General features: G+C 41.2%; 21 protein-coding genes, 1 tRNA gene, 1 pseudogene, 1 riboswitch and 1 other annotated feature. Of the genes and pseudogenes, 22 read left to right on the forward strand and 1 reads right to left on the reverse strand.

Annotated features, from left to right (window positions below):
- Positions 1 to 2: 2 nt before the first annotated feature.
- From DW152_RS01450 to thiC, 7 genes are all read left to right on the forward strand, one after another.
- Positions 3 to 623: an MBL fold metallo-hydrolase gene (locus DW152_RS01450; protein WP_118287825.1), complete on the forward strand. Its 621-nt coding sequence runs from the start codon at positions 3 to 5 to the stop codon at positions 621 to 623.
- A 17-nt stretch (positions 624 to 640) separates the two neighbouring features.
- On the forward strand, positions 641 to 2,056 hold the full coding sequence (gene hemZ, locus DW152_RS01455) for a coproporphyrinogen dehydrogenase HemZ (protein ID WP_117538375.1): 1,416 nt from the start codon (positions 641 to 643) through the stop codon (positions 2,054 to 2,056).
- Positions 2,041 to 3,303: a histidine--tRNA ligase gene (hisS, locus tag DW152_RS01460; RefSeq protein ID WP_117538347.1), complete on the forward strand. Its 1,263-nt coding sequence runs from the start codon at positions 2,041 to 2,043 to the stop codon at positions 3,301 to 3,303. Before hemZ ends, hisS begins: the two co-directional genes overlap by 16 nt.
- Before the next feature lie 27 nt (positions 3,304 to 3,330).
- On the forward strand, positions 3,331 to 5,130 hold the full coding sequence (aspS, locus tag DW152_RS01465; RefSeq protein ID WP_117538346.1) for an aspartate--tRNA ligase: 1,800 nt from the start codon (positions 3,331 to 3,333) through the stop codon (positions 5,128 to 5,130).
- 7 nt (positions 5,131 to 5,137) lie between these two features.
- Positions 5,138 to 5,347 (forward strand): hypothetical protein, encoded by a 210-nt coding sequence (locus DW152_RS01470; protein ID WP_021861545.1) that lies wholly within the window; start codon positions 5,138 to 5,140, stop codon positions 5,345 to 5,347.
- A 10-nt stretch (positions 5,348 to 5,357) separates the two neighbouring features.
- Entirely contained in the window at positions 5,358 to 6,914 is a 1,557-nt protein-coding gene (locus tag DW152_RS01475; RefSeq protein WP_021861544.1) for an ABC-F family ATP-binding cassette domain-containing protein, read from the forward strand.
- A gap of 40 nt (positions 6,915 to 6,954) precedes the next feature.
- Positions 6,955 to 7,066, forward strand: a riboswitch (TPP riboswitch).
- Between the two features lie 130 nt (positions 7,067 to 7,196).
- A complete protein-coding gene (gene thiC / locus DW152_RS01480; protein ID WP_021861543.1) occupies positions 7,197 to 8,507 on the forward strand; it encodes a phosphomethylpyrimidine synthase ThiC in 1,311 nt (436 codons plus the stop codon).
- 221 nt (positions 8,508 to 8,728) lie between these two features.
- On the opposite strand, the gene DW152_RS01485 is transcribed toward thiC, so the two are convergent.
- Positions 8,729 to 8,801, reverse strand: a tRNA-Gly gene (locus DW152_RS01485).
- A gap of 262 nt (positions 8,802 to 9,063) precedes the next feature.
- Here DW152_RS01485 and DW152_RS01490 point away from each other — a divergent pair.
- The 15 genes and pseudogenes from DW152_RS01490 (at position 9,064) to DW152_RS01560 (ending at position 22,700) form a co-directional block, all read left to right on the forward strand.
- The gene (locus DW152_RS01490; protein ID WP_118287826.1) at positions 9,064 to 10,350 is read left to right on the forward strand and encodes a homoserine dehydrogenase; all 1,287 of its coding nucleotides are present in this window, start codon (positions 9,064 to 9,066) and stop codon (positions 10,348 to 10,350) included.
- A 54-nt stretch (positions 10,351 to 10,404) separates the two neighbouring features.
- Complete coding sequence (locus DW152_RS01495) at positions 10,405 to 10,836, forward strand: MarR family winged helix-turn-helix transcriptional regulator (RefSeq protein WP_021861541.1); 432 nt, start codon at positions 10,405 to 10,407, stop codon at positions 10,834 to 10,836.
- 140 nt (positions 10,837 to 10,976) lie between these two features.
- Positions 10,977 to 12,674 carry a Na/Pi cotransporter family protein gene (locus tag DW152_RS01500; protein ID WP_117538344.1) on the forward strand — a complete coding sequence of 566 codons (1,698 nt, stop codon included), beginning with the start codon at positions 10,977 to 10,979 and terminating at the stop codon, positions 12,672 to 12,674.
- A 200-nt stretch (positions 12,675 to 12,874) separates the two neighbouring features.
- Positions 12,875 to 13,462: a DUF3793 family protein gene (locus DW152_RS01505; protein ID WP_021861539.1), complete on the forward strand. Its 588-nt coding sequence runs from the start codon at positions 12,875 to 12,877 to the stop codon at positions 13,460 to 13,462.
- Positions 13,463 to 13,493: 31 nt separating this feature from the next.
- On the forward strand, positions 13,494 to 13,775 hold the full coding sequence (locus tag DW152_RS01510; RefSeq protein ID WP_117538343.1) for a DUF2325 domain-containing protein: 282 nt from the start codon (positions 13,494 to 13,496) through the stop codon (positions 13,773 to 13,775).
- A gap of 151 nt (positions 13,776 to 13,926) precedes the next feature.
- The gene (gene thyA / locus DW152_RS01515) at positions 13,927 to 14,775 is read left to right on the forward strand and encodes a thymidylate synthase (RefSeq protein ID WP_021861537.1); all 849 of its coding nucleotides are present in this window, start codon (positions 13,927 to 13,929) and stop codon (positions 14,773 to 14,775) included.
- A gap of 21 nt (positions 14,776 to 14,796) precedes the next feature.
- Complete coding sequence (locus DW152_RS01520) at positions 14,797 to 15,282, forward strand: dihydrofolate reductase (RefSeq protein ID WP_021861536.1); 486 nt, start codon at positions 14,797 to 14,799, stop codon at positions 15,280 to 15,282.
- An 8-nt stretch (positions 15,283 to 15,290) separates the two neighbouring features.
- A complete protein-coding gene (locus DW152_RS01525; RefSeq protein WP_117538342.1) occupies positions 15,291 to 16,475 on the forward strand; it encodes a glycosyltransferase family 4 protein in 1,185 nt (394 codons plus the stop codon).
- Between the two features lie 131 nt (positions 16,476 to 16,606).
- Positions 16,607 to 16,857: a binding site (T-box leader), on the forward strand.
- A 41-nt stretch (positions 16,858 to 16,898) separates the two neighbouring features.
- Positions 16,899 to 18,620, forward strand: coding sequence for a biosynthetic-type acetolactate synthase large subunit (gene ilvB / locus DW152_RS01530; protein ID WP_118287827.1), 1,722 nt, complete (start codon positions 16,899 to 16,901; stop codon positions 18,618 to 18,620).
- Between the two features lie 18 nt (positions 18,621 to 18,638).
- Positions 18,639 to 19,151: an acetolactate synthase small subunit gene (ilvN, locus tag DW152_RS01535; RefSeq protein ID WP_021861533.1), complete on the forward strand. Its 513-nt coding sequence runs from the start codon at positions 18,639 to 18,641 to the stop codon at positions 19,149 to 19,151.
- A 184-nt stretch (positions 19,152 to 19,335) separates the two neighbouring features.
- Positions 19,336 to 20,361, forward strand: a complete 1,026-nt coding sequence (locus tag DW152_RS01540; RefSeq protein ID WP_021861532.1) for a branched-chain amino acid aminotransferase — start codon at positions 19,336 to 19,338, stop codon at positions 20,359 to 20,361.
- 95 nt (positions 20,362 to 20,456) lie between these two features.
- Positions 20,457 to 20,552: pseudogene (locus tag DW152_RS13680) on the forward strand (cupin domain-containing protein); the annotation flags it as partial.
- Positions 20,553 to 20,776: 224 nt separating this feature from the next.
- Positions 20,777 to 21,148 carry a GntR family transcriptional regulator gene (locus DW152_RS01550; RefSeq protein WP_021861530.1) on the forward strand — a complete coding sequence of 124 codons (372 nt, stop codon included), beginning with the start codon at positions 20,777 to 20,779 and terminating at the stop codon, positions 21,146 to 21,148.
- A gap of 17 nt (positions 21,149 to 21,165) precedes the next feature.
- Positions 21,166 to 22,032 carry an ABC transporter ATP-binding protein gene (locus DW152_RS01555; protein WP_118287923.1) on the forward strand — a complete coding sequence of 289 codons (867 nt, stop codon included), beginning with the start codon at positions 21,166 to 21,168 and terminating at the stop codon, positions 22,030 to 22,032.
- The gene (locus DW152_RS01560) at positions 22,029 to 22,700 is read left to right on the forward strand and encodes an ABC-2 transporter permease (RefSeq protein WP_117538341.1); all 672 of its coding nucleotides are present in this window, start codon (positions 22,029 to 22,031) and stop codon (positions 22,698 to 22,700) included. The genes DW152_RS01555 and DW152_RS01560 overlap by 4 nt, the downstream gene beginning before the upstream one ends.
- Positions 22,701 to 22,831: the final 131 nt, after the last annotated feature.

The following is a 22,831-nucleotide window of genomic DNA, read 5'->3' on the forward strand; positions in this document are numbered from 1 at the left end:
GAATGAAAATAGAAAAATTTGTAACAGGTATTATCAGCACGAATTGTTATCTTGTGATAAATGAAGAGACAAAGCATGCGGTCATTGTTGATCTGGCTGCTTTTCCGCGAGCTCTGAAGAATTATATCGAAGAAGAGAATATTACGGTGGAAGCAATTCTGCTGACACATGCACATTTTGACCATATAATGGGGATTGATGATTTTAAGAAAGTTTATGATGTTCCTGTCTATGTAGAAGAACATGATGCGGATCTTTTGACGGATGCAAGACTGAACCAGTCATTGACTTATACCAATGGTTATACATTTGCCGGAGCGAAGACTGTGAAGGACGGAGACGTTCTTACATTTGCCGGATATGATTTCCGGGTGCTCCACACACCGGGTCATACGATGGGATGTTGCTGTTACTATGTAGAATCTGAGAATGTGCTGTTCAGCGGTGATACGCTATTCCAGAATTCTGTCGGACGTACAGATTTTGAAAACAGCAGCACATCGGCGATCGTCCGTTCTGTAAGAGAAAAATTATTCCTTTTACCGGATGAGACACATGTGTACCCGGGTCATATGGGAGAGACGATGATCGGACATGAGAAAACACACAATCCATATGTGTAAGATGGATGGGAGAAAAGATGATGGAAATTATATGTTGTAACGAATCATACACGTATAATGCGTATCATATTATGAAGGCTTTTTATCCAGCCGGGAACATGGTGGCCCGGGTGGACGAAAAAGCCTCTAATTATGTAGAGGCGGTTCTCCCGGATGGAAGCAGGCTTGCCATTTCCAGAGAAAAAGAACTGACAAAGAAGGAACTTGATCGTGCATTATACAGAAAACTGAAAGAAATAACCGGACGTTCCCTTGCGTGGGGTGTCCTTACCGGAGTGCGTCCGACAAAAATCGCTATGAAAAAACTGGAGGAAGGAATGGATAAAAGCGCTTTTGTCCAGTGGTTTCAAAAAGAAAATTTGGCGAGTGAAGAGAAAACTATTCTTGCATGGGAAATCGCAAACCGGGAGAAAGAATTACTTGACAGACTGGATTATGAAAATGGATACAGTCTGTATGTCGGAATTCCATTTTGCCCAAGTGTCTGTAGCTACTGTTCCTTTAGCTCAGGCGCACTGTTTGACTGGAAAGACAGTGTGGAAGCATATTTAGATGCACTGTGCAAAGAACTTGCTTACATCGGAAAGGTATCCGTGGAGAAGAAATTAAATACGATTTATATTGGCGGAGGTACACCGACTACACTAACTGCCGGACAGTTGAAGAGACTGTTAGACTGTATCGATACATATTTTTCAAGAGAGTATCTTCTGGAATATACCGTAGAGGCTGGCAGACCGGATAGTATTACACCGGAAAAGCTACAGGTAATTGCGGAGCATGGAATCAGTAGGATTTCTATTAATCCGCAGACAATGCAGCAGAAAACGCTGGATCTGATTGGCAGAAAACATACTGTTTCACAGATCCGTGATGCATATCATACGGCAAGAAGTCTTGGATTTGACAATATTAATATGGATTTGATCGCAGGACTTCCGGGTGAGACACTTGCGGATATGGAAGATACGCTTTCACAGATTAAAGAGCTGGAACCGGACAGCCTGACAGTACATTCTCTTGCAATCAAGCGTGCTGCAAAGATGGGACGGTCTGATGAAAAACCTTCTGTCGGCCCAGATACAAAAGAGATGGTAGATGAAGCAAGACGCGTGGCAAAAGAGATGGGACTTTTGCCATATTATTTGTACCGACAGAAGAATATTGCCGGAAATTTTGAAAATGTAGGTTATGCAAAGGTTGACAAAGCCGGAATTTACAATATACTTATTATGGAAGAAAAACAATCCATTATCGCTGCAGGTGCAGGCGCATCGACGAAGATCGTATTAAAGAACCCGGTGCCGGTACAGGGCAGCAAAAAGAAAAAAGAAACAAATCTGATTCGGCTGGAGAATGTAAAAGCAATCGACGCGTATATCCAGAGGATTGATGAAATGATAGAACGAAAAGGAGAATGGCTATGGCATTAAAGAAGAAACCGGTTACCGGCATGAAGGACATCCTTCCTGCAGAGATGGAGATCCGTGATTATCTGATCGGTCTTATTAAAAAGACTTACAAGAGTTTTGGATTTACGTCAATGGAGACACCATGTGTAGAGCATATTGAAAATTTGTGCAGCAAGCAGGGCGGAGATAATGAGAAGCTGATCTTCAAGATTATGAAGAGAGGCGAGAAGTTAAAGATTGATCAGGCAAAAGAGGAAAATGATCTGGCAGACGGAGGTCTGCGTTATGATCTGACAGTTCCGCTTGCAAGATATTATGCTAACCATTCCAATGAACTTCCGGCACCTTTCAAGGCGCTGCAGATCGGTAATGTATGGAGAGCTGACCGTCCGCAGAAAGGACGTTTTCGTCAGTTTATGCAGTGTGATATTGATATTTTAGGTGAAGCATCTGCACTGGCAGAGATCGAGTTGATCCTTGCGACAACAGCAATGCTTGGCAAGCTGGATTTCAAGAATTTTACAGTTTGTATCAATGATCGTGGAATTTTAAGAGCAATGGCTGCATACAGCGGATTCAAAGAGGAAGATTACGATGAAGTTTTCATTATTTTAGATAAGATGGACAAGATCGGTGCAGAAGGTGTAGAAAATGAGCTGATCGAGATGGGCTATGCAAAAGAAAACGTAGAGACATATCTGAAACTTTTTGATGAAGTAAGCGCAGATGTAACAGGAATCCATTATCTGAAAGAAAAGTTAGGAGAATATCTGCCGGAGGAGACTGCACAGAGTATGGAACTGATCATGTCAAGTGTGGAAGAGGCAAAAGAGTGCGAATTTAATCTGAAATTTACACCTACACTGGTGCGTGGACAGTCTTATTATACAGGAACAATCTTTGAAGTAACAATGGATGACTTCGGAGGTTCCGTAGCAGGTGGCGGAAGATACGATAGGATGATCGGTAAATTTACCGGACAGGATACGCCGGCATGCGGATTCTCTATCGGATTTGAGAGAATCGTTATGCTGCTTCTGGAAAATGGCTACAAAGTTCCGGCAGCAAAAGAGAAAAAGGCATACCTTCTGGAGAAGAAGCTTCCAAAAGAAAGTATGTTAAAAGTACTTGCAATGGCGAAAAAAGACAGAGAAGAAGGAAAACAGGTACTGATCGTCAATATGAAGAAAAACAAGAAGTTCCAGAAAGAACAACTTACAGGGGAAGGCTATGCAGATATTGTAGACTGCTACGCAGACCGTCTGTAGAATATAGAGAAGAAAAGGAGAAGGATCATGGCAGAATCAATGCAGGGATTAAAAAGAACTCATAGATGTGCCGAGTTATCTGCAGCGAATGCAGGTGAAACTGTGACAATCATGGGCTGGGTACAGAAAAACCGTAACAAAGGAGGTCTCGTATTTATTGACGTCAGAGACCGTTCCGGAATCATTCAGGTTGTATGCGAAGAAGGCAAGACGGATGCAGCGCTGATCGAAAAGGCCGCGAAGCTTCGTTCGGAATATGTAGTAGCTGTTGTAGGTAAAGTGGAAAAACGTTCCGGCGCAGTTAATAAAAATCTGGCAACCGGAGAGATTGAGATCATTCCGGAAGAATTACGTGTACTTTCCGAGTCTGAGACACCACCGTTCCAGATTGAAGAAAATTCAAAGACAAAAGAAGAGATTCGTCTGAAATACAGATATCTGGATCTGAGAAGACCGGATATGCAGAGGAACCTGATGATGCGAAGCAAAGTTGCGACATTAACCCGTCAGTTTCTCGCAGAAGAAGGATTTATGGAGATTGAGACTCCGATCCTGATCAAGAGTACACCGGAAGGAGCAAGAGATTATCTTGTACCAAGCCGTGTGCATCAGGGACATTTTTATGCACTCCCGCAGTCACCACAGCTTTTCAAACAGCTTTTGATGTGTTCCGGATGTGACCGTTATTTCCAGATTGCAAAATGTTTCCGTGATGAGGACTTAAGAGCAGACCGTCAGCCGGAATTTACACAAATTGATATGGAGCTTTCTTTTGTTGACGTAGATGATGTAATTGAAGTAAATGAACGTCTTCTCGCAAAATTATTTAAAGAAGTTCTTGGTGTTGAAGTATCACTGCCGATTCAGAGAATGACATGGCAGGAAGCAATGGATCGTTTCGGTTCTGATAAGCCGGATATCCGTTTCGGAATGGAACTTCAGAACGTAACAGAAGTTGTAAAAGACTTTGATTTCGTTGTGTTTAAAAGTGCGATTGAAAATGGCGGAACTGTCCGTGGCATCAACGCCAAAGGACAGGGTAGCATGGCAAGAAAGAAAATTGACAAACTGGTTGATTTTGCAAAAGACTATGGCGCAAAAGGACTTGCATATATTGCAATCCACGAAGATGGAACTGTAAAATCCTCATTCGCCAAATTTATGACAGAAGAGCAGCAGGCTTCTTTGATCCAGGCAATGGGTGGAGAGAATGGAGACTTACTTCTGTTTGCAGCAGATAAAAATAAAGTTGTATGGGATGTTCTTGGTGCACTGCGTCTGGAACTTGCCCGTCAGATGGAATTGTTGGATAAGAATGAGTACAAATTCCTCTGGGTAACAGAGTTCCCATTACTTGAGTGGAACGATGAACAGAATCGCTTTACAGCGATGCATCATCCATTTACTATGCCGATGGAAGAAGATCTTCAGTATATTGACAGTGATCCGGGAAGAGTTCGTGCAAAGGCATATGATATTGTGCTGAACGGTAACGAGATCGGTGGAGGAAGTGTACGTATCTTCAATCAGGATATTCAGAGCAAGATGTTTGAAGTTCTCGGGTTCACACCGGAGCAGGCACAAGAGCAGTTTGGATTCCTGCTTGAAGCATTCAAATACGGAGTTCCGCCGCACGCAGGACTGGCATACGGACTGGATCGTCTTGTTATGCTTATGGCAAAGCAGGACAGCATCCGTGATGTGATCGCATTTCCGAAAGTAAAAGACGCATCTGATCTTATGACAGAAGCTCCGTCACCGGTTGATGCAAAGCAGTTAGATGAGCTGGGACTTGAAGTGGAAGAAAATGCCCAGGAACAGGAGTAGAGAGTATATGGAACATCCATCTATTGCTGATGAAACACTCAGAGAGAAGATAAAAGAAATCGAACAGATTCTTGCATTATATAAAGAAGGCAAAACAATAATAGAAATTGCCGGCTCGCTTGATTTCGCACAGTCGTATGTCCAGGACGTACTGCTGTGCGTGCAGGCTTCGGCTGAGGAAGACCCGGCAGCGATTGCAATGCTGCTGGAGGGGTAGGAGATTTTCTATGAGTATATTAAACGTGGAACATCTGACACATGGCTTTGGAGACAGAGCCATTTTCTCAGATGTTTCTTTTCGGTTATTAAAAGGTGAACATATCGGGCTGGTAGGAGCCAATGGAGAAGGAAAGTCTACATTCATGAACATTGTGACTGGAAAACTGACGCCGGATGAAGGAAAAGTAGAATGGTCGAAAAACGTACATGCAGGATATCTGGATCAGCATGCGGTGCTGAAAAAAGGCATGACAATCCGGGAAGTTCTAAAATCTGCATTTGACAGTCTTCTGCAGAAAGAAATCCGCATGAATGAGATATGCGATCTGCTTGGCACAGCAGATGATGCACAGATGGCAGAATTAATGGAAGAACTTGGAACAATTCAGGATGAGCTGACTTTGCATGATTTTTATACAATTGATGCAAAGGTAGAAGAAGTGGCAAGAGCGCTGGGACTTCTGGATCTTGGATTAGACCGTGATGTTACAGACTTAAGTGGCGGGCAGCGCACCAAAGTTCTGCTGGCAAAATTATTGCTGGAGAAACCAGACATTCTGCTTCTGGATGAGCCAACTAATTATCTCGATGAAGAACATATTGCATGGCTGAAACGCTATTTGCAGGAATATGAAAATGCATTTATACTGATCTCGCACGATATCCCATTTCTCAATGATGTGGTGAATATTATTTATCATATGGAAAATCAGGAACTGAACCGTTATGTGGGCGATTATGACCATTTTCAGGAAGTTTATGCAGTAAAGAAGGCACAGCTGGAAGCAGCATACCGCAGACAGCAGCAGGAGATTAGTGAGTTGAAAGATTTTGTGGCACGGAATAAAGCGCGTGTATCGACAAGAAATATGGCAATGTCCAGACAGAAAAAACTGGATAAAATGGATGTGATCGAGCTTGCGGCAGAAAAGCCGAAGCCGGAATTTCATTTCCGTTATGGACGCACGCCGGGAAAAATGCTTTTTGAGACAAAAGATCTTGTGATCGGTTATGATGAACCATTATCGAAAAAACTGAATTTTTCGATGGAACGGGGACAGAAAATTGCTCTTGTCGGAACGAACGGAATTGGAAAGACAACACTTCTTAAAAGTATTCTCGGACTGCTTCCTTCTCTGAAAGGGGAATGTGAACTGGGAGAGAATCTGGAACTTGGATATTTTGAGCAGGAAGTAAAAGGGGAGAATAAAAATACCTGTATCGAAGAGTTATGGGAAGAATTTCCGTCTTTTACACAGTATGAAGTGCGTTCTGCGCTTGCAAAATGCGGGCTTACGACAAAGCATATCGAAAGTCAGGTCCGTGTTCTGAGTGGTGGAGAACAGGCGAAAGTCCGTCTTTGTAAACTGATCAACCGTGACACGAATTTTCTGCTTCTGGATGAGCCGACCAATCATCTGGACGTAGACGCCAAGGATGCACTGAAAAAAGCACTTCAGGAATACCGCGGAAGTATTCTTTTAATCTGTCATGAACCGGAATTTTATAAAGATGTCGTGCAGGAAGTCTGGGACATGAGCAAATGGACAACGAAGATATTTTAGGTTGACATTTACAGAGAGCAAAACTATAATTAAATATACAATTTAATGTTACAGGGAGCTGGTACAAAGCTGGCTGAGAGGAAACTATAATTTGTTTCGACCTATAACCTGATTTGGATAATGCCAACGTAGGGAAGAATTACGGAAGAGAAGAGATGCCTGCGCATCTCTTTTTATACGAAAACGTTTTTTGCGGTGGCAGAAGCGTTTTTTTTATGGAATAGGAAAATGCGCCATGCTTACATGGCAGAAAAAAGATTTTATTTACAGGAGGATGATCCAATGAGAAATTACACAACACAGATGGATGCGGCAAGAAAGGGAATTGTTACACCAGAACTGGAAAAAGTTGCAGAAAAAGAAAAGATGACAGTAGAAGAATTACAGAAACTGGTTGCTGAAGGAAAGGTAGCGATCTGTGCAAACAAGAATCATACCTGTCTGGATCCGGAAGGGGTAGGAAGTATGCTCCGTACAAAGATTAATGTCAATCTTGGCGTTTCCAGAGACTGTAAAGACTATGACATTGAGATGGAAAAGGTCATGAGTGCGGTAAATCTTGGCGCAGAGGCGATCATGGATCTGTCCAGCCACGGAAATACGCAGCCATTCCGCCGCAAACTGACAAGTGAATGTCCGGTTATGATCGGTACAGTTCCGGTATATGACAGTGTGATCCATTATCAGAGAGACCTTGCTACTTTATCAGCAAAAGATTTTGTAGATGTTATCCGTATGCATGCAGAAGACGGGGTAGATTTTGTAACGCTGCATTGCGGAATCACAAGAAAAACGATTGAGCAGATCAAAAAGCATAAGAGAAAAATGAACATTGTAAGCCGTGGTGGAAGTCTTGTATTTGCGTGGATGTGCATGACTGGAGAAGAAAACCCGTTCTACGAATATTATGATGAGATCCTGGACATCTGCGAAGAGTATGATGTTACAATTTCTCTGGGAGATGCATGCAGACCGGGATGTCTGGCAGACGCAACGGATGTATGCCAGATCGAAGAACTGGTACGCCTTGGCGAACTGACAAAGCGTGCATGGGATCACAATGTCCAGGTTATGGTAGAGGGACCGGGACATGTGCCGCTTGATCAGGTCGCAGCAAATATGCAGGTGCAGAAGAGTATTTGTATGGGAGCACCGTTCTATGTATTAGGACCTCTCGTTACAGACATCGCACCGGGATATGATCATATTACTGCCGCTATCGGTGGCGCTGTGGCTGCTATGAACGGAGCTGCATTCCTCTGTTATGTAACACCGGCAGAACATCTGGCACTTCCGAATGTTGATGATGTAAAACAGGGAATCATTGCTTCCAAGATCGCAGCACATGCGGCTGATATTGCCAAAGGTGTCAGAGGAGCAAGAGATATTGATGATAAGATGGGTGACGCGAGAAGAAAGCTTGACTGGGAAGCACAGTATGCATGCGCACTGGATCCTGATACAGCAAGAGCAATCCGTGACAGCAGAAGTCCGGAAGATGACCACAGCGATACATGCAGTATGTGTGGAAAATTCTGCGCAGTCCGCAGTATGAATAAAGCGCTGGCAGGAGAATATATTGATATTCTGTAAATATTCAGAATTATAAAAAACTGCAGCAAGGTGTCTGGTTATGGACATCTTGCTGCAGTTTTTTATATAACAAGAAATTGTATTTTCTATTATAAATAATAGCCTCCGGGACAATGCGAGCTCGATGAGGCACATTCGTCAAATACAGTGCAAGCAAAAATCTGTACTTGGGTTCACCGTATATGCAAAAAAGGAACTGCAAACTGCAATTCCTCTTCAAGAGCGACAGACGGGGTTCGAACCCGCGACCCCGACCTTGGCAAGGTCGTACTCTACCAACTGAGCCACTGTCGCATATCTTAAGTTGTTGTTCTGTGTTATGTGTTCCTCAGAACAATACATACTATACTACGTGAATTAGTTTTTGTCAACACTTTTTTAAAAAAAGTTTTTTGAATTTTCTAATTTTCGCAAATGCTTATAAAACATGCAATGATAAAAAGATGTTATTATAGAACATTTTTGACTATATCCACCAGATAATGCTATAATAAAATTGATTGTGATGTCTGTAAAGACGTCATAAAAATACAGGAAAGAATGAGGGTAGGGATATATGGCAGAATGTAAGAAAATAAAGGCAGCACTCCTCGGATTAGGAACCGTGGGCGGCGGTGTTTATAAACTGGTTCAAAGACAGAAAGAAGAAATGGTAAAAAAATCAGGAGCGAATCTTGAGATTACAAGAATCCTCGTACATAATATGAACAAACAAAGAGAAGGCGTAGATGCCTCTCTTCTGACAGATAACTGGAAAGAAATAGTAGAAGACCCGGAGATTTCTATTGTGATTGAAGTAATGGGAGGAATCGAACCGGCGAAGACGATGATTCTGGAAGCACTCTGCGCAGGGAAGAATGTAGTGACTGCGAATAAAGATCTGGTGGCAGTGCACGGAAGAGAATTACTGGATGCAGCACAGGAAAATCAGGTTGATTTCCTCTTTGAGGCGGCTGTTGCAGGCGGTATCCCGATCATTCGTCCGCTGAAACAGTGTCTTGCAGCGAATGAGATTGATGAAGTGATCGGTATCGTGAACGGAACAACAAACTACATCCTGACAAAGATGTTTGAGGATGGCATGGACTTTTCAGAAGCGCTGGCAAAAGCGACAGAGCTTGGATATGCGGAAGCAGATCCGACTGCGGATGTTGAAGGTCTGGATGCTGGAAGAAAAGTTGCAATCTTAGCTTCCATTGTATTTCATTCCAGAGTTGTATTTGACGATGTATACACAGAAGGAATTACAAAGATATCTGCGAAGGATGTCGCATATGCAAAAGAATTTGGCAGTGTGATCAAGCTTCTCGGAGTGGCACATAACAGAGAAGATGGTATTGAGGTTGCAGTTTATCCGATGATGCTGCCGAAGAATCATCCGCTTGCATCTGTCAGAGATTCCTTTAATGCGGTTTTTGTACACGGAGATGCATTAGATGATGCGATGTTTTACGGAAGAGGCGCCGGAGAGCTTCCAACAGCCAGTGCTGTTATGGGAGATGTGATCGACATTATCCGCGATATCCAGTTCTCATGTACCGGACGAATCAGCTGTACCTGCTACAAGAATACACCGGTCAAGAGTTCAGATGATGTGAAAAATAAATTCTTTGTACGCATGCAGGTAACAAACAAACCGGGCGTTCTTGCACGAATCGCCAGCATGTTCGGTGAGCACAAAGTCAGCATTTCCAAAGTGATCCAGAAGGTCATTACAGACGGAGTCGCTGAACTTGTTATCGTAACGGAAGCAGTAAAAGAGTATCATATGCAGGATGCGTTGATGCATTTAAGAGAGATGGATACGACACAGGAAATCAGCAGTGTGATTCGTGAGTATTAAAAGTCGGATATATTTATAAGAAAGCCGGGAAGTTCATGAGGAGGGAAACATAAGATGCGGGAGAGAACGACGCTTGGATTTTTGTTTAAGCAGATCAGCACAATTTACGAAAAAGAATTTAACCGCAAACTACGTACGCTGGGAATCACAGCTTCACAGTGTGCGGTGCTGGATTATTTATTTACAAGCAGAAAAGAGCATGTAACCCAGAGAGATATTGAAAAAGCGCTGAGTCTGCGTAATCCGACTGTGACAGGACTTATGAAACGACTGGATGAAAAAGGATTTATCCTTGTAGTACCGAGCAACGAAGATAAGCGTTGCAAGAACATTTACCTGACTGAGAAAGCATATGATATTCAGAGGAGGATGGAAACAGACCGGAAGAAACTGGATAAGATGCTGACACTGGGAATGAATAAAAAAGAAGTAGAAGCATTGAAAAAGATGCTGGATCGTGTACTGTATAATATAGCCGAGCCTTAGAGGCCGGCTTTTTTTATTGTTTTTCTGTAATACATGAGCTGACTTTACATAGATTTAACATAGATTTCATCTGATTTGCATGTGCATTCGCTAAAATAGCAACGATAGTAAATTGTACAGCAAAAAGGAGAGAAATCAATATGAATGAAAATATGCAGATTGTATTTGGTCTGCTGGGGGGACTTGCAATCTTTATTTATGGAATGAATATGATGAGCGAGTGTCTGCAGAAAGCAGCTGGAGAGAAGATGAAAAGTATTTTGGCATTACTGACAAAGAATCCGGTTCTCGGTGTGCTTGCCGGAGCGCTTACAACGGCAGTTCTGCAGAGCAGCAGCGCCACAACGGTCATGGCAATCGGATTTGTCAGTGCAGGACTTATGAACCTGCCACAGGCAATTTCTATTATATTTGGTGCAAATATCGGAACAACCATGACGGCACAGATTATTGCATTTAAGATCAGCGATTACATATATATCATTATTTTTGTGGGATTTATCATTGCATTTATTGCAAAATCAGAAAAAGCAAAAAGTATAGGACAGACGATATTTGCATTCGGTCTGTTATTCCTTGGAATTGAGACAATGGGAGACGTCATGAAACCGCTGGCATCCAGTCCGATGTTTACACAACTTATTGCAAGTGTAAAACATATTCCGGTTCTTGGAGTGGGAGTAGGTACATTAATGACGCTGGTCGTACAGAGTAGTAGTGCAACCATCGCAGTCTTACAGAATTTTGCAGCACAGGCAGGACCAGACGGTATGACAAGTATTCTTGGACTTACTGGTGCGATTCCGATCCTGCTTGGAGACAATATCGGAACAACGATCACGGCACTTCTTGCAAGTATAGGACAGACGAAAGATGCAAAGAGAACAGCCGTGGCGCATTGCATTTTTAATATATCAGGAAGTTTTTTATTTATATGGTTTGTGAAACCATATGCTACACTGATCCGTTTTATTTCACCAAAAGGACCGGAAGTGGAAGTGATTTCCAGACAGATTGCGAATGCGCATACTTGTTTTAATATTACAATGACACTGATCTGGGTATGCCTGATTGGAGTGATGGTGAAGATTGTTATGTTCCTGATTCCGGATGGAAGGAAGACCGAATCAGATCCGTTTGAGACATTATATCTGGATGAGAATGTGAAAAATCAGCCGGCAGCAGCGCTGCAGCTTGTCGCAAAAGAGATTTTACATCTGAGCGATCAGGTGAAAAAAGTTCTGCATGATACGGTGACTGTCGTAAAAGAAAATCAGATGCAAGGTGTAGATAAGATACAGGAGGAGAGTGCGAAAGTAACAAAGCTCACAGATAAAATCACAGATTATCTGGCAGGATTATTTTCTTCCGGACTTTTGACCGAACAGCAGGCATCCCAGACAGCGGGACTGATGTATGTGCTGGGAGATGTGGAACGAATCGGTAATTTAAGTGCCGGAATTGCATTATCTATGAAAGAAAAAGAAACAAACCAGTATAAATATTCACAGGAAGCGATGGATGAACTTGCAAAATGTCTGAAAACTCTGGAGAAGATGTTTGATTCAGCGACAAAGGCATTACGCGGTGATACAACAGTAGAGCTTGAAAAGCTGATGAAGCGCAAAGACAAGATTGTCAATTTGGATATTATGATGCGAAAATCCCATATCCAGCGTGTCAACAAAGGAAAATGTAAAGCGAGTCTGACAACACCATTTACGAATATTCTTCATTTGATTGACCGTATGGGAAACAGTTGTATCAACCTGGCTGATGCGGCTACAAATGAAGTGGCATTAAAATATTTCCTTCCCAAAGATGAGATGACAATGTAAGAATCGAGGCAGAAAGAAAATTTTATAAAGTATAAGTTATTAAGGTTCATGCAAAAATAAAGCATGGACCTTTTTGTTCCTCCTTAATGAGAAAATGGTATGAATAAGTCTCCTTGTAATTTTAATACATGTATGATAAATTAGTAAATGTAAATGATAATCAAAATCAAAATCAAACAAGAAAAGGCGGGAACTCCAAAATGCCAGTGGAAGTTGTAGCATGTATGTTAGCAGATAAAAATAGTTGGAAGAGATTACAGTTTCAGTTAATCCTGCAATGTGCCCCATTGTTCAAAGGATATAAAGTAGCCTGTATTACGAATGTCCGCAGAGAGGATATGAGAAATATGCATCTGCTTCTTAATGGAACGGGAATCTGTTACCGTGCACTTACATTTTGCAGAGACAAATACCTAGTGTTGTTATATCGCCCGGCACAGTTAAAAACATATCTGAAACAACCGGAAGTGAAGACGTTCCTTGCTGATTACGGTTATGAAGAAAACAGTCTGGAAAAAGTGCTGGAAAGACTTTCGTTAAGAGTACGGGAACATTCAAAAAATGAGATTGAATTTCCTCATGAAATCGGAATTTTCCTTAACTATCCACTGGAAGATGTCAGAGGCTTTATTGAGCATAAAGGACAGGACAGTCTCTTTTGTGGATATTGGAAAGTATATCATGATCCGGAAAAAGCAAAACTTACATTCTGGACATACGATAAGGCAAAGGACTGTGCAGTAAATGAATTTCTGGCAGGAAAGACAATTCGGGAAATTGTAGCATAAGACAAAAGACAGCAAGAAAGGGGACAAATCGATGAGTGTTGTTATTATAGGCGGAAATGAAAGAATGGAACATCAGTATAAACAGATCTGCAAGAAATATAAATGTAAGGCAAAAGTATTTACCAGAATGGCGGGCAATCTGAAGACACAGATCGGTCAGCCGGATCTGATCATTTTGTTTACTTCAACAGTGGCACATAAAATGGTACACTGTGCGTTGAAAGAAGCAGAGCGTTACAATATCCGTGTGGAGCGTACACACAGTGCAAGTGCAAATGCACTGGAAAATGTTCTCGTTGAATGTTGTGGTTAATATAATATATAGCATATAGCAGGATATCAGGAATAAAAGAGCCTGAGATGTATAGGCTTAAAAGAGGAACGCAAATTGCGACGTTTCTCTTTTTTTTATAATATTTTCATGTTAATATGAAAAAGACAGCTTGCAAGGAGGATACATTTTTATGAGTTATGCAGACAAAGTTTTTATAGATATGTGCCGTGACATCATCGACAATGGCACAGATACCAGGGGAGAAAAGGTCCGTCCGAAATGGGAGGATGGGACGCCGGCTTACACAATTAAAAGATTTGGAGTGGTGAACCGCTATGATTTGTCAAGGGAATTTCCGGCTCTGACGCTCAGGAGAACAGCGATCAAGAGCTGCACGGATGAACTTTTGTGGATCTGGCAGAAGAAATCGAATAATATCAATGACTTGCACAGTCATATCTGGGACAGTTGGGCAGATGAGAATGGCTCAATCGGCAAAGCATACGGATATCAGCTTGGCGTGAAGCATCAGTATAAAGAAGGCCTGTTTGATCAGGTTGACCGTGTGATTTATGACTTAAAAAATAATCCGTACAGCCGCAGAATTATGACAAATATATATGTACATCAGGATCTTCATGAGATGAATCTCTATCCTTGTGCATACAGTATGACATTTAATGTGACGAAGAAGGAAGGACACGATAAGCTGACATTGAATGCTGTTTTAAATCAGAGATCGAATGACGTGCTGACAGCAAATAACTGGAATGTCTGCCAGTATGCGGTGCTTGTGCATATGCTGGCACAGGTGTGTGATATGGAAGCCGGAGAACTGGTACATGTGATCGCGGATGCGCATATTTACGACAGACACGTGCCGGTAATAGAAGAACTGATCGCAAGAGAACCGCTTCCGGCACCGAAGTTCTGGCTGAATCCGAAAGTAAAAGATTTCTATGATTTTACGAGAGATGATGTAAAACTGATCGATTATGAGACGCATGAGCAGATTAAAAACATTCCGGTTGCAGTTTAAAAAAAGAAAGGGCGAGATAAGATGAAATTAATAGTTGCAGTTGATAAAAACTGGGCGATTGGAAAAAACAACCGCCTGATGTGGAGCATTCCGGCAGATATGAAATTTTTCCGTGAGACAACAAAGGGGAATATTGTTATTATGGGACGGAAAACACTGGAAAGTTTTCCACAGAGCCAGCCACTTAAAAACCGTGTGAATATTGTAATCAGCAAGAATCCGGATTACAAAGTAAAAGACGCGGTTGTTGTACACAGTGTAGAAGAAGCACTGGAAGAAGCGAAGAAGTACGAGGGAGAGACATTCGTAATCGGTGGGGAGAGCATTTACCGTGCGATGTTAAAGTACTGCGATACAGCACTGGTTACAAAGATTGATCATGCGTATGATGCAGATACTTATTTTCCGAGTTTGGATGAAGATCCAGAGTGGAAGATGACAAAGATCAGTGAAGAACAGACATGTTTTGATCTGGAGTATTATTTTACGGTATATGAGAGGATTTAAAAAGAAAGATGAGAATACTGAGTATTACGGCACAGAAGCCAAACAGTACCGGTAGTGGCGTGTTTTTGACAGAACTTGTAAAGGAATTGGCAGCAAAAGGACATGAACAAGCAGTAGTTGCCGGTGTTTATAAAGAAGATAAGACAGAAGTTCCGGAAAATACAAAAGTATATCCGGTTATTTTCAAGTCAGAGGAGCTGCCGTTTCCGATTGCGGGAATGTCGGATGAGATGCCTTATGAAAGCACGAGATATTGTGATATGACAGAAGAAATGGCAGGGCAGTTTGCAAATGTTTTCCTGACGAAGATCAGGCAGGCAGTAAAGGAATTTCAGCCGGATCTGATCTTAAGTCATCATCTGTATCTGCTTACAGCACTGGTGCGGGAACATTTTCCGGAACTTCCGGTATATGGTTTCTGTCATAATACAGATCTCAGACAATTGCAGAAAAATGTGTTAAAACAGGAGTATATCAAAGCGCAGATTGCGAAGCTAAACCGGATTTTTGCTTTGCATGAAGAGCAGAAGACGCAGATCTGCCAGATGTTTCATGTAACAGCAGAACAGGTGGAAGTATCTGGAATGGGCTATAACAGTCATATTTTCCGTGATCTTCATATCCGGAAGGTTCCCGGAAAGACGAAGATTGTGTTTGCTGGGAAAATCTCAGAGAAGAAAGGCGTAGAGAGTCTGATCCGAAGTCTTGCTTATCTTCCGTATGAAGCAGATAAACTGGAAGTATATCTGGCTGGCGGCGCAGGAAATGAGACAGAGTATGCAAGAATCTGCAGACTGGCAGAGAAGGCACCATATCCGGTTCATTTTCTTGGAAAACTGGAGCAGATGGAGCTGGCAAAAGTATATAATACATGCGATATCTTTGCACTACCATCTTTTTCGGAAGGATTGCCGCTTACAGTGATCGAAGCACTTGCCTGTGGCGACCGTGTTGTGATGTCGGATCTTCCGGGAATCCGCGAATGGCTGGATACATATGCGCCGGGAGCGGATATCCGATATGTAGAACTTCCACGGATGAACCGCGTGGATGAAGCAGTTAGAGAAGAACTTCCGGCTTATGAGAAACGCATTGCAGAATCATTGCAGGAAAGTGTAGAGGAAAATTGTACCAGACCGGCTGATGTAAGCCGAATCTCCTGGGGAAAAATTGCAGAGAAAGTTCTGGTATAGTGCCATACAGCTTGATGAATATTGTTCTTTGCAGTTAAAAATATATCAGTTGACAGAAGATATTCAGAAAGTTATAATTGTATTACTTATTTGAATGAGTGAAACAATAGATAGATTTTATAAATAATTGTGAAAATGCTATGACAGGGAGGAGTACATAATTTACAGATCCACAGAGAGAAGATGGCTGGTGTGAATCTTCGTGAAGTGATTATGGAAGTAGCCCCCGAGCAGTGAATTGAAAGCGAAAGCAAGTAGGCTTCAACGCAGTCCCAGCGTTAGATGGGAACGATATCGGATGTAGGAGTCCTGTATCGGCAGAGTGCAGAGACAAAAGTTTCTGAATTTAGGTGGTAACACGGATGAGTAATTCGCCCTAAGCATAGAGCTTAGGGTTTTTTTAATGCCAAGGAGGTTGTGCAGATGAAAAAAATCAGTGGAAACAAATTATTAGTAAAGGCTTTGAAGGAAGAGGGCGTAGACACATTATTCGGCTATCCGGGAGCCTGCACGATTGATATCAGTGATGAGTTATACAAACAGGATTATACGAAAGTGATCCTGCCAAGACAGGAAGTTGCGCTTGTGCATGAAGCAGATGCATATGCAAGATCTACAGGAAAAGTTGGGGTGTGCCTTGTAACAAGCGGACCGGGTGCGACAAACCTGGTGACAGGAATCGCGACTGCTTATTATGACAGCGTACCACTTGTATGTTTTACCGGACAGGTATCCAGACATCTTATTGGAAATGATGCATTTCAGGAAGTCGATATTGTCGGTATTACGAGAAGTATTACAAAATACGGAGTAACTGTACGTAGAAGAGAAGATCTCGGACGTATTTTAAAAGAAGCATTTTATATTGCGAGAACCGGAAGACCGGGACCGGTATTAATTGACCTTCCAAAAGATGTTATGGGAGAGCTGGGAGATGCAGAGTATCCAGAAGAAGTAAATATCCGTGGATACAAACCGAATACACATGTACATATCGGACAGTTAAAACGTGCACTGAAAATGCTCGGAAAGGCAAAGAGACCGCTGTTTCTTGCCGGAGGAGGTGTTAATGTTGCTCATGCACAGAAGGCATTTACAGAACTTGTGGAATGCACACATGTGCCGGTAGTAACAACGGTTATGGGAAGAGGAGCAATTCCAACAAATCACCCACTTTATATTGGAAATCTTGGTATGCATGGTGCTTATGCGTCCAATATGTCAGTAAATGAATGTGATCTGCTGTTCTCTATCGGAACAAGATTCAATGACCGCATCACAGGTAAGTTACATTCTTTTGCACCAAAAGCGCAGATTGTTCATATCGATATTGATACAGCTGCCATTTCAAAAAATGTACAGGTCGATGTTCCAATCGTAGCGGACGCAAAAGAAGCAATCGATAAAATGTTAGAGTACGTGACAGAGTGTGACACAGAAAAATGGCGTGCACAGGTTGAAACATGGAAAGAAGAACATCCGATGAAGATGAAGAGAAAGCCGATCATGACACCACAGGATGTAATCGATACGATCAACAAGGTATTTGATGCAGCAATTATCGTAACGGATGTTGGACAACATCAGATGTTTACAGCGCAGTTTATAGAAATTACACATAAGAAACAATTACTGATGTCCGGTGGACTTGGAACGATGGGATACGGACTTCCAGGTGCGATCGGAGCCAAGATCGGTAATCCGGATACACCGGTTATCTCTATTTCCGGTGATGGTGGTATGCAGATGAATATTCAAGAACTTGCAACGGCGGTGCTGGAAGAACTTCCGATCATTTCCTGTATTTTCAATAATAATAATCTGGGAATGGTTCGTCAGTGGCAGAAATTATTCTATGGAAAACGTTACTCCATGACCTGCCTGCGAGCGGGAGCAGCATGCAGGGGAAAATGCGGTGAAGTTCCATGCCCGGAATATACACCGAATTTCCTGAAACTTGCAGAATCCTATGGAGCGAAGGGAATCCATGTTTCAAAAGTGGAAGAGATTGAACCGGCATTCAGAGAAGCAATGCAGAGTAAAAAGACGCCATATATCATTGAATTTGATATTGATCCGGAGGATCTTGTATATCCGATGATCCAGCCGGGCGGTACATTAGAAGATATGATCATGGATTGTTAAGCAGGAAGGAGAATGATTATGAGTGGAAATAAAATGAAAAAACGCTGGATTTCTTTATATGTAGAAAATCAAGTCGGTGTCCTGTCTAAAATCTCAGGGCTGTTTTCGGGAAAATCTTACAATCTGGACAGTCTGACTGTTGGAACAACGGAAGATCCGACTGTATCACGAATGACGATCGCGACCGTCAGCGACGATGAAACATTTGAACAGATTAAAAAACAGTTAAACCGTCTGGTAGAAGTAATTAAAGTCATTGATTTTACGGATGTATTTGTCAGAATGAAGGAAATTCTCTATGTAAAAGTACAGAAATGTACACCGGAAGATAAGGTAGAACTGTTCCAGATTGCAGAAACATTTAAAGCAAAAGTTATTGATTATGGTAAAGACAGTCTGCTTCTTGAATTTGTACAGACAGCGACAAAGAATGATGCAGTAATCAAACTTATGAAAGAAGAGTACAAGAGTATTGAAGTTGTCCGTGGAGGAAGTGTCGGTATTGAATCGATTAGCATGATGGAGCGATAAATAATTTTGTGAAAATTGTACACATAAAAAACAGAGTGCACTCTTGAATTTTTATATAGACAGTATTATAATACTTGCATACAATGATGTTGGGACAAAAGCCTCAACTATGATGCCTGCGGATTGTTTCGTGTTAAGTGGTATCATAAATATATTTAATTGTAAAAGGACGGAGGAATAGAAAATGGAGAAAAAAGATATCGATTGGAGTAATCTTGGATTTGGCTATGTAAAGACAGATAAGAGATTCGTATCAAATTATAAAGACGGATCATGGGATGAAGGTGTATTAACGGAAGATGATAAGGTTGTCATCAGTGAATGCGCCGGAGTACTGCAGTATGCACAGACATGTTTTGAAGGCCTGAAAGCATATACGACAGAAGATGGACACATTGTAATGTTCCGCCCGGACTTAAATGCAAAGAGACTTGCTGATTCTGCAGCAAGACTGGAAATGCCGGTATTCCCGGAAGATAAATTTGTACAGGCTGTACATGATGTTGTAAAAGCAAATGCAGCTTATGTACCACCATACGGATCAGGAGCTACTTTGTATGTACGTCCGTATATGTTTGGTTCTAACGCTGTTATCGGTGTAAAACCGGCAGATGAGTATCAGTTCCGTGTATTTACTACACCAGTTGGACCATACTTCAAAGGCGGAGCAAAACCAATCACAATCAGGGTTAGTGATTTTGATCGTGCAGCACCGCATGGAACAGGACATGTAAAAGCCGGACTTAACTATGCAATGAGCTTACATGCAATCGTAGATGCACACGCACAGGGATACGATGAAAACATGTATTTGGATGCAGCTACAAGAACAAAGGTTGAAGAGACTGGTGGAGCTAACTTTATTTTTGTAACAAAAGATAAGAAAGTAGTAACACCGAAATCAAGCACAATTCTTCCTTCTATTACAAGACGTTCTTTGATGTATGTCGCAGAACATTATCTTGGATTGGAAGTAGAAGAAAGAGAAGTATATCTGGATGAAGTAAAAGACTTCGCAGAATGTGGACTTTGCGGAACAGCAGCAGTTATCTCTCCAGTAGGCAAGATCGTAGATCATGGTAAAGAAATTTGCTTCCCAAGCGGAATGGAAGAGATGGGTGAGATCACAAAGAAACTATACGATACATTAACTGGAATCCAGATGGGACACATCGAAGCTCCGGAAGGATGGATCCATACAGTTTGCTAATTACACATCAGTTAGTAAGTTTTAAAAGACTTTATGTGGCGGGGATTTATTCCCCGTCCTTTTTATATGATAGAATTGTGGGAGACGTATATATCCTAAAAGCAGGAGAGACAATTATCATGCCTGCAAAGAAACCACACGCTGTATACGGAGAAGAGAGATTTAAAATGCTTCTGAATGTTGTGTTTTAAAATGCATATAGTCGTTTGAAAATAAAATTACAATATCAAGATTTAAAATCTGTATTTATAGAAAGTATATCTGTAAATACAGATTTTTTTGGCGACTAGAAAAATTGGTTTAGTATCCTGAAAAAGTCTGCCGGTGTCATGTTTTATAGGTGAATAAACAGTGTATAACAGTTGACAACAGTTATATACTGTTATATACTGTTTACAAAGAAGGAGGGCGAAAGATGTATCTGATTATTAATCACTCATCCATGCAGCCGATTTATGAACAGATTGTAGAACAGATTAAAGAGAAGATTATAAATGGAGAATTTTCGGAAGAGATGATGCTTCCGTCTGTCCGTACAATGGCGAAAGATTTAAAAATCAGTGCGCTCACTGTAAAAAAAGCCTATGACGCATTAACAGAGGAAGGATTTGTTGTGACGGTACATGGAAAGGGAAGTTTTGTAGCATGTGCCAATCAGAATATGCTGCTGGAGGAAAAGAAAAAAGAAGTTGAGGCAGAACTGGAAGCGGCAATCCATAAAGGAAGAAGCTGCGGATTGACAGATCATGACTTGACGGAATTATTTGAAATTGTATTGGAGGGTTAGAGATGGGGAAAGATGTGATGATAAAACTAAATCATGTACAGAAGAAATATCCGAATTTTTCGATGGATTGCTCTCTGACAGTATATCCTGGAATGATTACGGGACTGATCGGAGCGAATGGAGAAGGAAAAAGTACGACATTTAAACTTATTCTCGGGCTGATTGGAAAAGAAGCAGGAGAGATGGAAGTGCTGGGGAAAAAACGAGAGTGCAGTAATGATGGAAAACAGCCAGAAAAAGAAATATTACAGCAGACAGGAGTCGTGTTAGCGGAAACCGGTTTTGGAAGTTATTTTACAATTCATGATATTATCCCATTTCTGGAAGACTTATATCCGGAATTTGAAAAGGATAAATTTCTACAGTATTGCGAAGAATATAAACTTCCAATGAATAAGAAAATAAAGGAATTTTCAACAGGAATGAAACGAAAATTACAGATATTTGCAGCAATTACACATAAAGCGAAGTTATTACTTTTGGATGAACCGACCAGCGGGCTGGATGTGGTGGCGAGAGAACAGATGCTGACACTGTTGCGGGAATATATGGAGACGGAAGGACGGGCGATTCTGATCAGTTCGCATTTATCAGGAGATCTGGAAACATTTTGTGATGATATTTATCTGATTCAAAAAGGGACAATTACATTTCATGAAGAAATGGATCGGCTATTAGATGCATATGGATTATTAAAAGTATCAGATGAGGTATATAAAAAAATGGATAAGTCACATATTATCTGCCGGAAAAAAGAAAATTTCGGATGGAGCTGTCTGACAGATCAGAAGGCATATTATCAGATGCATAATCCGGAAATTGTAATAGAAAAAGGAAGCGTGGACGAATTAATCCTTTTGATGGCAGGAGGAGAGAGAATATGAAAGCATTACTCATGAAAGATTTAAGAACTTTAAAAAATGAGAGAAGATTGTGGGTTAGTATCATCGGTGTAAGTGTTTTATTTGGTGTTTTGTTTCAAAACTGGTATTTTATGATGGGATATATCATGTTTGGGTTATCTATGATTGCCCGGACAATGTATCAATACGATGTGGCGGACCAGGGAATTGTTTATCTTATGACACTGCCTATTACAAGAAAGGAATATGTGAAGGAAAAGTATCTGCTGAGTCTTATGAGTATATGTATTGGTGGTATTTTAAGTATGATTCTTACTAAAATCGGGATGCTCTTTACACCGGATCAGGCAGATAGTAATCAGGAAATTTTTAGTGCGTTTCTTGGAATATTGGCAGTTGCATTAGTTCTTCAGGCAATTATATTTCCGGTAGAACTGAAATATGATGTATCAAAATCAAGAATTATTATTTTGCTGCTTGTAATGGGGATTATTATTCTTTTTACAGCATTTGATATGTTAATAGGCGCAATACTGGTAGCATTTATTACCATCTTTGTAGATGCATTTGGAGGTATATTTATACAACATTTTTTAGGTACTGTGTTACTATCTGCAGTTGTGGTGGGAATGATTTATTTCTCTTCTTATCGGAAATCAGTTAAAATTATGGGGCAGAAAGAGTTCTGATCAGAAGTTTTCTAAATATTTCAGAATTTACGAAAACCCTTGCAACAGCAAGGGTTTTATGCTATCCTATTAAGGTCGCAAAAAACACGCATATATTTGTCCAAGATGGTGCCGGCCTGATACAGGAGGTT

Origin of the sequence: Dorea sp. AM13-35 (assembly GCF_003473885.1) — a bacterium.
GTDB lineage: Bacteria > Bacillota > Clostridia > Lachnospirales > Lachnospiraceae > Dorea_D > Dorea_D hominis.

Coding starts and splice junctions, on each gene's coding strand:
- ilvN (WP_021861533.1), top strand. CDS start 18,639: ATGAGTGGAAATAAAATGAAAAAACGCTGGATTTCTTTATATGTAGAA.
- DW152_RS01510 (WP_117538343.1), top strand. CDS start 13,494: ATGAGTGTTGTTATTATAGGCGGAAATGAAAGAATGGAACATCAGTAT.
- thiC (WP_021861543.1), top strand. CDS start 7,197: ATGAGAAATTACACAACACAGATGGATGCGGCAAGAAAGGGAATTGTT.
- DW152_RS01490 (WP_118287826.1), top strand. CDS start 9,064: ATGGCAGAATGTAAGAAAATAAAGGCAGCACTCCTCGGATTAGGAACC.
- DW152_RS01520 (WP_021861536.1), top strand. CDS start 14,797: ATGAAATTAATAGTTGCAGTTGATAAAAACTGGGCGATTGGAAAAAAC.
- DW152_RS01505 (WP_021861539.1), top strand. CDS start 12,875: ATGCCAGTGGAAGTTGTAGCATGTATGTTAGCAGATAAAAATAGTTGG.
- DW152_RS01450 (WP_118287825.1), top strand. CDS start 3: ATGAAAATAGAAAAATTTGTAACAGGTATTATCAGCACGAATTGTTAT.
- DW152_RS01495 (WP_021861541.1), top strand. CDS start 10,405: ATGCGGGAGAGAACGACGCTTGGATTTTTGTTTAAGCAGATCAGCACA.
- thyA (WP_021861537.1), top strand. CDS start 13,927: ATGAGTTATGCAGACAAAGTTTTTATAGATATGTGCCGTGACATCATC.
- DW152_RS01475 (WP_021861544.1), top strand. CDS start 5,358: ATGAGTATATTAAACGTGGAACATCTGACACATGGCTTTGGAGACAGA.
- aspS (WP_117538346.1), top strand. CDS start 3,331: ATGGCAGAATCAATGCAGGGATTAAAAAGAACTCATAGATGTGCCGAG.
- DW152_RS01560 (WP_117538341.1), top strand. CDS start 22,029: ATGAAAGCATTACTCATGAAAGATTTAAGAACTTTAAAAAATGAGAGA.
- ilvB (WP_118287827.1), top strand. CDS start 16,899: ATGAAAAAAATCAGTGGAAACAAATTATTAGTAAAGGCTTTGAAGGAA.
- hemZ (WP_117538375.1), top strand. CDS start 641: ATGATGGAAATTATATGTTGTAACGAATCATACACGTATAATGCGTAT.
- DW152_RS01525 (WP_117538342.1), top strand. CDS start 15,291: ATGAGAATACTGAGTATTACGGCACAGAAGCCAAACAGTACCGGTAGT.
- DW152_RS01500 (WP_117538344.1), top strand. CDS start 10,977: ATGAATGAAAATATGCAGATTGTATTTGGTCTGCTGGGGGGACTTGCA.
- DW152_RS01550 (WP_021861530.1), top strand. CDS start 20,777: ATGTATCTGATTATTAATCACTCATCCATGCAGCCGATTTATGAACAG.
- DW152_RS01540 (WP_021861532.1), top strand. CDS start 19,336: ATGGAGAAAAAAGATATCGATTGGAGTAATCTTGGATTTGGCTATGTA.
- DW152_RS01470 (WP_021861545.1), top strand. CDS start 5,138: ATGGAACATCCATCTATTGCTGATGAAACACTCAGAGAGAAGATAAAA.
- hisS (WP_117538347.1), top strand. CDS start 2,041: ATGGCTATGGCATTAAAGAAGAAACCGGTTACCGGCATGAAGGACATC.
- DW152_RS01555 (WP_118287923.1), top strand. CDS start 21,166: ATGATAAAACTAAATCATGTACAGAAGAAATATCCGAATTTTTCGATG.